We start from the raw sequence: 13,490 nt of genomic DNA, 5'->3' as shown, positions 1-13,490 counted from the left end.
CAAATGCTGCGTGATCAATGTCCGTGGGCAAGCGCGGCCTTTGCCATCTGTGGCCCAACCTGCTCGCCACCGGACGGCGGTGCCTTGGCCTCTTGGCTGTTGAGCAGGCGCAGGGCGTTCGCCACCACCAGCAATGACACACCCACGTCGGCTGCAATAGCGCCCCACATCGAGGCCATTCCGAACGCGGTAGCGACAACGAAAACTCCCTTGGTTGCCAAGGAAATACCGATGTTCTGATGGATAATCGACATTGTCCGGCGCGAATGACCGATCAGCCAAGGCACCTTGCCGAGGTCGTCGGTCATGAGGGCGATATCCGCCGTCTCGATTGCCGCGTCCGAACCGACAGCACCCATCGCGATGGCATAATGCGCGCGCGCCATAGCGGGTGCATCGTTCACCCCGTCGCCGATCATGGCCACCATGTCATGAGTTTCGACCAGTTCTTCGATGGCTGTCACCTTGTCTTCGGGCAGAAGCTCGGCGCGCACCTCGTCTATACCGACCTCGGCGGCAACGGCGCGCGCTGTCCGCTCGTTGTCACCGGTCAGCATGACGATAGTCTTTACGCCCTGCGCGTGAAGTTGTGCCACGATGCCTTTGGCATCAGGGCGGATGCGGTCGCGCAGTTCCAGAATGCCCGTCACACCGGTTTCATCGCCGACAGCGACAAGGGTGCTGCCGGCGCCTTCGATCCGCTCCCGCAGATCCTTCGGAATGGCGCCGCCGAAACCCTTCTCCTCGGCGAACCGGTCCGACCCCAGCCAGATGGACCGTCCGTCGATGCGTCCTTCAAGCCCACGGCCGGGAATGGTTCGGGTATCCTCTGCGGCGGACACCTTGATGCCGTCGGCCTCCGCCCGCGCGAGAATGGCACGCGCCAAAGGATGCGACGAACGTGCCTCCAGCCCTGCGGCAAGGGTCATCAGATCTTGCGCTGAAGCCCCGCCCAGCGGGTGCACCGCCGCCACTTCCGGCTCGCCCATGGTGATCGTGCCGGTCTTGTCCATGGCCAGCGCCGTGGTCCTGCCCGGCGCCTCTACATAGGCACCGCCCTTGATGAGGACGCCCGCCCGCGCCGACGCGGTGAGCGCTGCGACGATGGAGACAGGGGTCGAGATGACCAGAGCGCATGGGCAAGCGATCACCAGCAGCACGAGGGCATTGTAGAACCAGTAATCCCAGGCTCCGCCGAAGATAAGCGGCGGCAGCAGCGCAATTGCGATGGCGAGAACCATGACGATAGGCGTGTAGATGCGGGCGAACTTCGCAACCCACTGTTCCACCGGCGCGCGGCGGGCATGGGCGTCGCCGACCATGCGGATGATCTTGGCCAAGACGGTATCCGAGGCGGCCTTCGTGGCGCGCACTGTTAGTGTACCTTCGCCGTTGATCGTGCCCGCATAGACTTCGTCTCCGGCCTCTTTGGGTATTAAAGCACTTTCGCCGGTGATCGGCGCCTGGTCGACCGCGCCCGTGCCACCCGTCACTTCGCCGTCGAGCGGGATACGGTCGCCACCGCGTACAATAAAGCTTGAGCCTACGGCGACTTGCGCCGCCGGCATGTCGGTCTCGCTTCCGTCATCGCGGATCACGCGCGCCGTGGGTGGCGCAAGATCCAGGAGCGCCGACACCGCGTTCCGCGCGCGCCCGACGCTCCAGCTTTCGAGAAAGAGGGACAGCGAAAAGAAAAAAGCCACTGTCGCTGCCTCGAAGAATTCACCGAGCCCGATGGCTCCGGCGACTGCGACAACCATCAGAAGGTTCATGTCGGGCGACAGCCGACGTGCGGACGACCATGCCTTCGGTGCCACAAGCCAAACGCCGAATAGGATAGCAACTGCAAAAAGCCCCGCCTCGGCCAGCGGCATCGGCGCTTCGCCGTGCCCCGCGAAGAGGCCGAGCGCCCCGCCCATACCGGTCTCGACGATGTGCCAGAGAAAACCCGCCGCCCAGAAGCCGCCGCTGAGTGCCGTAAACAGCCGCTGTCGTGCAAGATGGGCCGCTTGGTCGACCGACGCGTTCTCGGAATTCCACGGCTTCGCGGTCATGCCGGTGCTCGCGACCAGTTCCGCAACTTCGTCGTCCGATACATTCTTTGCGCTGTCGAGAATGGTCATCCTCCCGTTGATCACGTCGAACGCGAGATGCTCGGCCCCGCCGATCTGCGGGCCGATTACCTTATTCAAGATCGCGACCTCCTCGGCGCAATCGAGGCCGGACACCTGAAAACTGCGCCCGCCGGTTGGGGCGGGCGTCGTCGGTGCGATGTCGCCGCACGTTGCGGCGCTACCGCAGCAACTGCCGCCGCTTGCCTGGGCGTCTTCGGCGTGATCGTGATCGTGGGGGTGGGTGTCGGACGGCATGAACGGACCTCTGGATTCGGGTGCTTTGTCATGGCATAGCCCCTACAGTAGCTAGAGCTTCAAGGGCAAAGTTCGGTGGTATTTCCGTTTGTTTTCTTGCTAGACGGTCCGACGACAGCCTCAATCACGGCGTGAGGCATGAAAAGCCGATACGAAGAAAAACAGAAAAGAAAGGAAACTCGATGCAGGTTTTGATGCTTAAGCAAAAAATGATGGTTGCGGTGGCGCTTTTTCTCACGACAGGATGCGCCATCCAGCCGACAGGGCCGAACGACACGGCAGACCAGACGGGCAACGTTCCCGAAGCCGTGGTTGCGATGGCTGGTCCGGATCAGGATGTTGCAACCGCGCGCCTCGTGCCGGAAGACGGCTGCTATTGGTACGAACACAGCGGGCCGGTCGAAACGACGCTGCTGCCGTTGCGCACGGCGAACGGTAATCCGATCTGCGTGGCACGCGAAGCTTGAGGACGCGCCACACGTTGCATTAACGCGCCTCAGACTTACGCACCACACTCAACTTCGCGCGGTGACACTGTCCTCCGCTGAGTACAAATGTGCCGTCGATTCGATCTCAACGTTGGGATAAAGTTCGTTAATGTGAGCCATGACCATCCGCACGCAACCCGAACTGGCTCGACCGCCGATACTTCTCGGATAGGGCGTGCCGTGTATTCGAAGATAAGTGTCGCGGTCTCCGACGTACAGATAGATGGCTCGTGATCCCAAAGCGTTTTCGGGGCCGGGTTCCATCCCGTCGGCCCATCGTGCGTTTTCCGGATCCCGCTCGATCATGTTCTGGGTCGGTGTCCAATGCGGCCACCTCACCTTGCGTTTGATCGTGTAGACGCCAGGCTCGTATAGGTTGCCCCGGGCAATGGCCACACCGTAGCGCATTGCGGTCCCGCTCTCCTCGATATGATAGAGATACCGCGCGACCGCATCGACATGGATGTCTCCTGGCACGAGTCCGGGTTTCGCAACCACGCGCTGGGGCAAAAAGCGCGGGTGTAGGCCCCAAGGGTTTGACGCGGCCGGATCGAATCCGGGCGGCGTGACTTGCGCGTCCCATTCAGCCTTCTGTGCCTCGGTGGGCCAGGTATCGGCCAACAGAGGGCTGGAAACAGACGCGGAGAATAGCGCCGTTGTTGTTTGAATGAAGTGTCGTCTTGTCAGCATGTCGGACCCTTTCGGTTCCCACCAGCAATCTATGGCGGGAACATATCTGTTCACGTTGACTAGATAAGACTTCTAGTGGCTAGAGGTTCAAGGACATATTTTCGTGAACACACACGATCCTTGTGATCCGCAATTTACCATCCGCTACTATGAAAAAATCGGCGCGCCGCCCAGCCTGACCCGGCCTGTTCCCGAGACCACGGTTGCTGCAGAGTCAGATCCTGTCGAAGCTGGCGATGGAGGAAGGCCATATCGCCCGCTTCGCCCGAGCCGCAAACGGCAGTATGGTGAACTTTGACTTGCACGGTGACGGGGGCAGGCAAAGCAGCAACGACAAACAGGGCCGCGCAGTGTCCAAAATACCGGGCGTCTTGCTCGCCGCCTTCACCAGTAATCATAGATGGTGAAGGCACAACCGCACGGAAGCGCCGGCCACAGCGGCCTTGCGCACTGGCGAGGAGTATCTCCAACTTCGAGCACCTTGATTGCCAAGGCTCCGGCGGGCTTTGCCTCCTCCTACCGGAACTTTGGCCGACTGGCACGCACCCGTCAGGATACCGAGCGATGACGCTCATCTCTTAGGTCGTGGTGCGCCACATCCGGAACCGGCCCTGCCCGGTCACTTCGCAGATCAAACCCCGCGCTTCCATCCAGACGAGGTTGCGCTGGACGGCGGCGCGGCTGGCACCGGTCAGGGTCTCGGCCATTGGGGCGGAGACGAGGGGCCATTCGGCCAGCACGGCGCGCAATGCTGGTGGTGTCTTGCCAGAGAGCGGGGCCATCATGGTTTCCGCCCGCGCTGACCATGCCTGGATATCGTCGAGGTGCCGCATCGCGGTCAGGCATGCTGTTTCCATTCCCTCGAGCCAACGCTCCAAGCGCTCAGCTGGTGGGCCACTGGCGCGTAGCCCCCCTGCCCCGCGCATAGCCAGAGGCGCAAAGATGGCCCCCCCATTCGAATTCGGGCCTTCGCTGGCGGCAATGCGTGCGGCGGTAACCGCCGCTTCCATCCGGTCGCCCTGTTGCCCGAGGCCCGCAAGGCTCCAGAGGTGAAACCCCATGCAGGCGCGTGTGATCGGGTGCAGGTCGACGGCTTGCGCCATCAGGTCAAGCCAACCGCCCGCGCGATCCGCAAAGGGTTCGGCTTCACCTGCTATGTTTTCGGGGTCACGGCGATCGAGGAAGGCGGACAGGTCCACCTCTGGGCCGGGACCGCCTGTTAGACGCCGCACTGCCCATCCGACACGCGCGAGCGCTGCAGTGTTGTCCTGCACACCGGACAGGCGCATGGATATCCAGAGCGCCAGCCGATCCGGGCCAATACGGTCACCCACAAACCAGCTGAGGTCTGCCGCCTCCATCAGCGCGAGCCTGTGCCGCCAGCCTTTCGGGCCACGGCGCAGCCGGTCGTCCAACGCGCCGATCCGACCAGCCACACGGGCGAGACGCGCGGCATTAACCGCCTCTGCCTTCCGCCAATCGTCGAGGACTGCGGTTTCACCCAGCTCTGCCCTCGGTCCGGGCGGCAGATAATCCGGCTCCACTTCCATCGGACCGGGCAGGGACCACAGGTCGTCCTCAGACGTCTCTTCAAGCCCCTCCGAATCCACTAGAGGATCGTCAAAACTATCATAATGTGTAGATACTTGAGGCTTCATATGTGCAAAATACGGCACTTTTGCATTTTACCCAAGTGTTTTGTCAGGGTGCGCCCACACACCTTATTTAGCACGTGCGCGCGGTGGTCTGCGAGATCTCTCTGATCACGCTCAGCGTATGGAATCCAAGGGGTTTTTGATGAGCAGCACCACAGAGAGAGCGGTTGCATTCGTTTACAAACGGTCGTTTAGTAACGGTATATGAAATTGCAAACGGCCGATTTTCATGCCCCTGATAGGCTATGCGCGCGTATCCACAGAGGATCAGACCCCCCTGCCCCAGTCTGAGGCCCTGCAAACTGCGGGATGCGTCGAGATCTTCGAAGAGCACGCCTCAGGCGGCAATCGTGCCCGGCCGGTGCTTGCCCGCTTGCTGGAGCGCATTAGCAAGGGCGACACGCTGGTTGTCGTACGGATCGACCGGCTCGCACGGTCTCTGTCGCACCTTCTCGAGGTGATCGAACGGTTGGAGGCCAGGGGGGCGTTCTTTCGTTCCATTCAGGACCCGATCGACACCGGATCCCCGCAAGGCAAGTTCACGCTGCAGGTTCTGGGCGCCGCGGCCGAGTTCGAGCGGGCGCTGATCCGGGAACGTACCAAAGCAGGGCTGGCGAGCGCCCGTACCAAGGGCCGGGTCGGCGGGAACCCTGGACTGCGGGCCAAAGACCCTGCTGCTCTTCGCAAAGTACGGCTGGCGCGACAAGACGGCTACATGGAGCGTCTGAACGAGACGGCACAAGATTGGGTGCCCCATGTGCGCCGGTTGCGACCCGACTTGGCCTGGGAAGACGTGGTGCGCATCATCAACGGCCCCTTGCCCGAGGCGCGTCGCTGGACCCAAAGCCGTCTCTTGCGCGCTGTGAAGGCCTATGTCGGCGACGGCTTCCTGCCGGCCGAGGTGCTGGCCCGCGCCGGGCGCCGCGAAACCGACGACCGTCTGCCCGCCATCGTCGCCGGCATCAAGGGCGCGGACCCCGACATCACGCTTCAGGCGATCTGCACCCGGCTGGAAGCGATGCGCGAACGCACGCCTCGTGGCCGAACAAGATGGCAGCCGTCTTCGGTGAAAATGCTGTTGGAGCGGGCGGAACGACTTGGCCTCATGCCGTACGAATCGAGCCAAAATCAGATGTAGCTTCTGACCCGAATCCAAAAAATTTCACCGGGAGAAAACTCCGCAGGAGGCAGAAAGTGCCATTAGTTGCTTGGGGTTAGCTGCTAATGTGCCAACTCAACAGAGTAGCGGCTCGATTTGGTTAGATCTGCATTTAATATATCTATATCAATGACTTGCTGAGTTTTTTACACGACAACACCTATAGGTGTTGTGGATAACTTTCACACTACATTTAGATTCTTCTTGCCGGACTCACTGGATCGTGGCATTCCCATTCTGACGGCAAAACGCGTCAGACACGCTGTACACCGTCAGAATGACTAAGAGCCTCAACAGAGGCCGAGAGTGGGCGGCAGGACATGGATGATCGTAACATTGGATACACGCAAGGCATAGGCTCTTCCGATATCGGAGCATTTGCCGACAATCTGGCTGAGTCTTTGGATCGCCAGATGAAGATCGCTTTCGAACCCGAAGAACGAAAGTCCCTACGTCGCTTCAGTTCCACCGAAGTCGCCGGCCTCCTGCGCGTAAGCACATCTAACCTGCGCAACCGGCACAAGGACGGCAGCTTCCCGGAAGTGCATACAGACAACCGCGGACACCGGTTCTACACAGCCCAAGAGATTGATGAGTTGCGCGATGTTCTTGGACGCACTGGAAAGAACGCAGAAAGCTACCGCCCAGGTCGACGTGATGGCGATCGTCTCCAGGTGATATCCGTCGTCAACTTCAAAGGCGGCTCATCAAAGACTACTGCAACGATTCATCTTGCGCAAAGGTATGCCTTGCGCGGTTACCGCGTGCTGGTCCTAGACCTCGATCCGCAAGCAAGTTTGACCACGTTTTTCGGCTTTCGGCCCGAGCTTGAGTTCGCCGATGGCGGCACAATCTATGATGCTTTGAGATATGAGGACCAAGTTCCTCTCTCGAACGTCATCCAAAAGACCTACTTCCATAAGCTCGACATGGTGCCCGCCGGTTTGATGCTCTCGGAGTACGAAACCGAGACCGCAAACGCTCTCGCCCGTCGCGTACAGCCCATCTTTGCAGAGCGCCTCGCCTTGGCGCTTGAAGAGGTTGAGGCAAACTACGACATCGTCCTGATCGACTGCCCGCCTCAGCTTGGGTTTCTAACCCTGACTGCGCTGGCAGCCTCGACGGGGCTTTTGGTTACCGTGGTACCTGGCATGCTTGACATCGCATCCATGAGCCAATTCCTGAAGCTTGCTTCAGAAACGGTCAAGGCCGTGGAGGAAGCCATCGGTCGGCGTGTCACATGGGATTTTGTCAAGTTCCTGATTACCAGATATGAACCGTCGGACGGTCCGCAGACCCAAATGGCAGGCTACCTGAGATCAATTCTGGCAGGTCAGGTCATGACAGAGCCAATGCTGAAGTCTACGGCGATCTCCGACGCGGGGATGACCCAGCAGACCGTCTACGAAGTCGATCCAAGCCAATTCATCAGAAAGACAATTGATCGCGCCCTGACCAGCGTGAATGGCGTTGGCGATGAGCTAGAGCAGACGATCCAAATGGCATGGGGGCGTCGCTGATGGCCCGAAACATCTTCAACCAGCCTCCAAGGAATGAGACGGAGAGCGGAGCCCCCTCCCCTACCCCGCCAAAAGCGGCAAAGCTGCCGGGATCTGTTGGAGGATTGCGCGACTCTTTGCGCGAGATCACAGCAAACTCGATTCGCGATATCGAACCCGATCAGATTGACATGGATGGGCTGCGCGATCGGTTGGTGCTGGAAGATTCCAGTATCGATGAGTTGGCCGAGAGCATTCGCAAGCATGGCCAACAAGTGCCCATCATGGTCCGTCCATCAGCCCAACCGGACAGATACCGCATCATCTACGGCCGCCGCAGGCTTGCGGCGATCCGTAAGGTCGGTGGAACGGTCAAGGCAATTGTTCGAACCTTGGACGATGACGCATCTCTGATCGCTCAAGGCCAGGAGAACAACCTCAGGCTTGATCCGTCTTTTATAGAAAAGTCTCTTTTTATCAAAGAGATGCAAGAATCCGGGTACAAACCCGGTGTCATTCAAGATGCTCTAGGTCTGACCCGGCAAGGCGTATCCAACCACAGGGTCGTCATAGAACAACTGCCAGACGGTCTTGTTCAACTCATCGGGCCAGCACATGGGATCGGACGACGGCAGTGGGGTGATCTAGCTGCCTTGTCGGTGAAGGTAGATTTGGTGGACATCGCCAAAGAGGCGCTCGCCGCCCTGCCCGACGACACTCCTAGTTCCGAAAAGTTCCAAGCGGTCTATTCGGCTTGCTCGAGCAAAGCACGTAGCGACAAGAAGCCGCCCAATCGTGGGCTGACTTCGGTCATCAATGATGAGAACGGCAGTTCATTGGGCACGCTGACAATCGATGAGAAGGCGATCGCGCTCAAGGTCACCAAGAAGGACAATCCAGAATTCGGCCAATGGCTCGAAGAGCACGCGGAAGCTACGCTTTTGCAACTCTTCGTACAGTGGCGGAATGAGAGAGGCTCTGGGTCCTAACCCAGGCCACACAGAGCAACACGAGCAGAGGAGAAAAGCGAAGACCCGAAAGAAAAGAGCCCCCCAAAGTTTCCCCTGGAGAGCCCTCATCATCTGATTAGCATCTTTGATGTAGCAACCTCCAGCATACCGGTCAAGAGTCACCGATTCGGTGGACTGATATTTTTTGCCTTTTTCCGCGAAAATTCGAGGAAAGAGACGGGGAAGTTGTGGGCCGAACGGTCGTCGTGAACAAGCCATGGCATTTACAAAACTCTCGATCGAAGCCGCAGGTGCTGATGCAACCCGCGGCTCATTTCCCCCATCTGAAACCGACGTCTGGACCATCTTCAGAGCCCTGAGAGATGCACGCAGCGTGTTTGGTCTACGTCCTGGCCACATACAGACACTTCAAGCAATGCTCAGTTTTCTGAAACCTGGCCATGGCGAAACGGTTTTTGCGTCTAACAATTCACTTTGCCAGCGCGTTGGCGGAATCGACGAACGGACACTCCGGAGGCACATCAACCGCTTCGTTGAACTCGGATTCATCAAGCGCAATGACAGCTCGAACCGAAAGCGCTACCGCGTTCGCTCATCCGGCGGGGAGTGCATCAGTTATGGATTGTCTCTCACCCCCCTGCTCCAACGTGCGAGCGAGCTTATAGCCATCGCGCAAGAGATGGAGAATAACCGGCGAGATCGGATATTTGTCCGCAAACAGATCCTTACAAAGCTCGCCCATTTGGAAGAGCACGATCCTAGCAACGCATTCATCAACCACGCACGGAAAGCTCTACGCAGGAAGCTGAGCCTCCCCGAATACCACGCTCTGCTCGCCAATACAGATGCAGAATGCCAGAGTTTGTCTACCCCGGATGACCCGCCTGAAACTATGGAATTGCCCGCCAATGACGGACAAACTGTCCGGCATCAATCTAAGTCTGAAGAAGAAAAAAAAGATTTAGATAGCAACATAGGCCTTGAGGCCCTGAAACCAGACTTGCTGACCTCAGTCTGCGATCAGGCGACATCGTTCTCCACAGAGAGACTTAGAAACTGGTTGGACATTGAAAACCATGCTCGAACACTTGCACCCATGATGGGCATTCACCCAGAGACTTTCGAGAAAGCCAAGAATGCTGTAGGAGCTCAGAAAGCGTCATGCGCGATCTTCATCATGCTACAGCTTGGAAAACGCATCAGGGATTTTGGAGCGTATTTTCACAGTATCACCCTGGGTCAAAGGCAAAACCAATTTGATCCATTAGCTTTGATCAAGCGACTGTCCGAAAACAATGAGCGAACTGTCTAATGTCCACCGCGGTGGACTTCGAGCGAGAAGCGGCGCTTGTGGCAACCAAAACTGTCCAAACGCACATAGCGGCGCGTGGTGGTTCTTCAGTTTATCTCAGACCAGCAGATGTCCACCGCGGTGGACAAGTGACACACGAGCAAGCCTTGATGAAAATCTGGCCGCTCATGGAAGAAATCGGCGGCCAGGCATTACACCCTAAATGCCTAAAGTTATTGTGGAAGGTCACCGTCTCCAAAGAGGTTTGGAAAGAGCCGCTCTCGATAATCCAACGGAAACGCCAACCGAACCGGCGTCTTCGGCGAGGCGGACGTCATGTATCCGGCGGCGGTCAGTTTACTCAGCGTGTTGCGAGCAGTACGCTCGGACGTCTTGAGCACAATCTGCGCATCGCCTCGTTCCAGTGCCCCATGACGAAGAACCGCCGAGATTAGTTCCGGCGCTCGCTTGTCATCGATGGTATCTGCAACAAGACGACGATACCGTTGGTCCAATCCGCCGAGATCGAACAATCTTGCTGAGAAGCTGATCTGGTCGAGCGTCACCTTTAGGAACCATTCACTAAACGTCTTCAGTGCCGCTTCTGACAGGTTCCCCCGTCCGTCGCGGTCTCCGCGGCGTGGACTGTCGGCCAGATCCATCATCCGTTTGTACTCGCCCCGATCGGTTAACCCGCGGGCCAGCCCACGTGATACGGACCAGAGCCCTTGGCCACCAATCCCCGCTGTGAGGCCCATGGCATGAGACATCAGTCTGCTGACACGGCCGTTACCATCCGGGAAAGGGTGGATGTAGTTGAGCCGGTGATGCGCAGAGGCGATCGCGATGATCCGTCCGCTCGAAGACCGCGCCGCAATCTGAAATCGTTTGTCGAAATGGTCCATGAATGCGGCGACGCGCGACGATGAAGGAGGTAGGTGGCGCCCGACCGCAACTTCCCGATCATCATCCTGGCGCATGCGTCCCGGAACGATGGGCTCTTGTGTGCCGTCGGGATGTTCGATGACCCGAAACTCATCCGGCATCTCGTCGTAGAAGCTCTTATGGACCCAAGTCAGGAATTCGACGGATGTGGGGCGGGGCAGGGTGCCCTTGCGATGCATCTCGTCGATGGCCCGTTGAACGATGACGTGCGCCCGGGCCTCAAGGGCGAGGGGACGGGTTTCTTCCTCAAGCTCGGCACCAGCCAGCGCCCTTTCGATGTCGCGGGGGCGCGTGTTGTGTCCTTCGATCAGGTTGGAGTAGTAGCAGTTCATCACACGGACGAGATCGGCAAGTTCGGCTGCGCTGTCAGGATGCAACCCTTGTCCCAGCCCAGTGGCTTCCCTCTGGATGTCGACCGAAAGGTCTGCCAGTTCTGTAGGAATATGCTCCTCGAAGAAGCAGGGTTCGATCCTGGCGGGTGTTTCCAGCATTTTTGCCGATCTTCCATGTTTGCAAAGTAATTGAAAAATAAACACATTTCGTACTTTCAAGCAAGGTTTTGCCGATATGCGTTGCCGATCTTGCCTGCCGATCTGGAATTGCTGCATGAAATCAATGGCTTCGGCAGAAGGGCCGGGCTTTTCGGTTTTGTTGTGTGCCCAAAGGGGCCGGAAAAAGAGAAAGTGTTCTTCGGGTTTTGTGACTGACGGATGAGGGCCTTTGGGGTCCCTCAGATGGGTCCGGGCCGGGTTCCGGTCTGCCGTTCCGGATGAAGGGCGCTCCCATGCAAACAGGTGTCTTGCGCGTGCTCCGCGCAACCGCCGCCTCCTGGTGGCGGCATAGAGAGCTGCGCCGAACTGGCCAGACGGCGCTGGCACAGCGTCTCGAACGCCAGACCGTCCTGCGTGATCTCGGCTATCTGAAGCAGGCGGCGTCATTGCCAAACGCGCATGTGATCTGCGGGGATGGCGGGACATTCCTCCATCTCGGTTGGACCACCGTTTCGACTCTCGCGCCCATCGAGCGCTTTCCCTTGGCCGCCCTCGCGGTCGCACGAGGAACGCCGTTCATCGATATCCGATCCGTCACCGATGTCACCGCCTTCGCGAACTTGCCGTGCGTGGCGCGGGACGGATCGGTCGACCCTGACCCTTGCGGTCCTGGCAGGTCCGTCTCGCTGACCACCTACATCGACATGGTCGAAGGGCTCGGCGCCAGGATCATCAACGATCCGAGGCCCCGTCAGTCAATCTGATCACCACTCCCTCTCATCAACACTCGAAAGGACGCCAGCCATGGCCCGATCCCGCACGCCCAAATTCGATGCCTCCGAGGTCATCACAAACGAAATCATCCGCATCATCGAGCGCGGCGTCCTGCCGTGGCGCAAGCCATGGACCGCAGGTGGCAGCTCTCGTCCCCTGCGCGTGGGCGGAGAACCCTACCAGGGAGTGAACAACTTCCTGCTGACGATGCGGACCGTGATGGCGGGCCACAGCTCTCCCTTCTGGATGACGTTGCCGCAGGCCAATGCCTTGGACGCAAAGGTCCGCAAGGGCGAGAAATCCTCTGTCGTCGTCTATTACGGTCAAAGCCGGAAAGACGCGGGCGGCGATGAGCATGACCGCAGCGACGGGGATGATCACTCCGAGGAAGCCCGCATCTTTCGCTTTCAGAAATCCTACCGCGTGTTCAATGCCTGCCAGATCGATGGCCTGCCCGATAGCTTCTTCCCCGACCCGGAGCCCGCGCCCGAGCATCCGCCGTCCGAGCCCATCCCGCATATGCAGGCGTTTTTCGATGCCCTCGATATCACGACCGTCTTCACGGGGACGGAAGCCTACTACCTGCCGCCCGTGGACAAGGTGTTCATGCCGTCGATCGCGCGGTTCGAGAACCCGCGGAACTTCTACGGGGTCTGGGCGCATGAGCTGGCTCATGCCACAAAAGCTCCCCATCGACTGAAGCGTGATTTCGGTCTCTCAAAGTTCGGTAACACCTCATACGCGCGCGAGGAGATCGTCGCCGAACTGACCTCGGTGTTTCTTGGGCAGACGCTCGGCTTTACGGCGCATACGCTCGAGATGAACGCGGCCTATCTCTACAACTGGCTGCGCGTTCTGCGCTCTGACAAGAACGCGATCTTCAAGCACGCCGCCGATGCGCAGCGCGCATGTAATTATCTGATCGCCAGATCAGAGGCGGGCAGGGCAGAGCGCAGCGCCAAGGCCGCTTGACCTATGCTTTGCCGCAAAGCAGAAAATGGCAGCTGTGAGCCCGAGTTGTGGTGTGCTGCAAATCCGTAAGATGTCCGCTGCTCGTCCGTGGGCCGTTGGTCTGTTCATGCTCTCGGTGGGTGGTCATCTGAAATTTGGACCTATTTAACTAAAAGCATACAAAACGCAGAATTGAAGTTCTGCATA

11 protein-coding genes are annotated in these 13,490 nt (G+C 58.9%); 7 read left to right on the top strand and 4 right to left on the bottom strand.

What is annotated here, in order from left to right; all coding sequences use genetic code 11:
- Positions 1-14: 14 nt before the first annotated feature.
- Positions 15-2,369 (bottom strand): cation-translocating P-type ATPase, encoded by a 2,355-nt coding sequence (locus MED193_RS02075; RefSeq protein ID WP_009807971.1) that lies wholly within the window; start codon positions 2,367-2,369, stop codon positions 15-17.
- Between the two features lie 182 nt (positions 2,370-2,551).
- Here MED193_RS02075 and MED193_RS02070 point away from each other — a divergent pair, with 182 nt between their 5' ends.
- Positions 2,552-2,836 (top strand): hypothetical protein, encoded by a 285-nt coding sequence (locus tag MED193_RS02070; protein ID WP_009807970.1) that lies wholly within the window; start codon positions 2,552-2,554, stop codon positions 2,834-2,836.
- A 48-nt stretch (positions 2,837-2,884) separates the two neighbouring features.
- Here the strand turns inward: MED193_RS02070 and MED193_RS02065 are convergent, their stop codons facing one another.
- Positions 2,885-3,547 carry a L,D-transpeptidase gene (locus MED193_RS02065; protein ID WP_009807969.1) on the bottom strand — a complete coding sequence of 221 codons (663 nt, stop codon included), beginning with the start codon at positions 3,545-3,547 and terminating at the stop codon, positions 2,885-2,887.
- A 578-nt stretch (positions 3,548-4,125) separates the two neighbouring features.
- The gene (locus tag MED193_RS02055) at positions 4,126-5,205 is read right to left on the bottom strand and encodes a hypothetical protein (RefSeq protein ID WP_009807967.1); all 1,080 of its coding nucleotides are present in this window, start codon (positions 5,203-5,205) and stop codon (positions 4,126-4,128) included.
- Positions 5,206-5,431: 226 nt separating this feature from the next.
- Here MED193_RS02055 and MED193_RS02050 point away from each other — a divergent pair, with 226 nt between their 5' ends.
- The 4 genes from MED193_RS02050 (at position 5,432) to repC (ending at position 10,143) form a co-directional block, all read left to right on the top strand.
- Complete coding sequence (locus tag MED193_RS02050; RefSeq protein WP_009807966.1) at positions 5,432-6,340, top strand: recombinase family protein; 909 nt, start codon at positions 5,432-5,434, stop codon at positions 6,338-6,340.
- Between the two features lie 341 nt (positions 6,341-6,681).
- Positions 6,682-7,881 (top strand): plasmid partitioning protein RepA, encoded by a 1,200-nt coding sequence (repA, locus tag MED193_RS02045; protein WP_009807965.1) that lies wholly within the window; start codon positions 6,682-6,684, stop codon positions 7,879-7,881.
- Positions 7,881-8,849: a plasmid partitioning protein RepB gene (gene repB / locus MED193_RS02040; protein ID WP_024099295.1), complete on the top strand. Its 969-nt coding sequence runs from the start codon at positions 7,881-7,883 to the stop codon at positions 8,847-8,849. The genes repA and repB overlap by 1 nt, the downstream gene beginning before the upstream one ends.
- 238 nt (positions 8,850-9,087) lie before the next feature.
- Positions 9,088-10,143, top strand: coding sequence for a plasmid replication protein RepC (gene repC, locus MED193_RS02035; protein WP_009807963.1), 1,056 nt, complete (start codon positions 9,088-9,090; stop codon positions 10,141-10,143).
- Between the two features lie 212 nt (positions 10,144-10,355).
- Here repC and MED193_RS02030 read toward each other — a convergent pair whose 3' ends face one another.
- The gene (locus MED193_RS02030) at positions 10,356-11,558 is read right to left on the bottom strand and encodes a Fic family protein (protein ID WP_009807962.1); all 1,203 of its coding nucleotides are present in this window, start codon (positions 11,556-11,558) and stop codon (positions 10,356-10,358) included.
- 293 nt (positions 11,559-11,851) lie between these two features.
- On the opposite strand from MED193_RS02030, the gene MED193_RS02025 reads away from it, so the two are divergent.
- Both MED193_RS02025 and MED193_RS02020 read left to right on the top strand, forming a co-directional pair.
- Entirely contained in the window at positions 11,852-12,322 is a 471-nt protein-coding gene (locus tag MED193_RS02025) for a hypothetical protein (RefSeq protein WP_009807960.1), read from the top strand.
- Positions 12,323-12,362: 40 nt separating this feature from the next.
- Positions 12,363-13,304, top strand: coding sequence for an ArdC family protein (locus MED193_RS02020; RefSeq protein ID WP_009807959.1), 942 nt, complete (start codon positions 12,363-12,365; stop codon positions 13,302-13,304).
- Positions 13,305-13,490: the final 186 nt, after the last annotated feature.

The sequence above is a fragment of the Roseobacter sp. MED193 genome (assembly GCF_000152965.1).
Lineage (GTDB): Bacteria > Pseudomonadota > Alphaproteobacteria > Rhodobacterales > Rhodobacteraceae > Pseudophaeobacter.
Note: the sequence above shows the minus strand (reverse complement) of the source record. Positions and strands in the feature narration are given on the sequence as shown.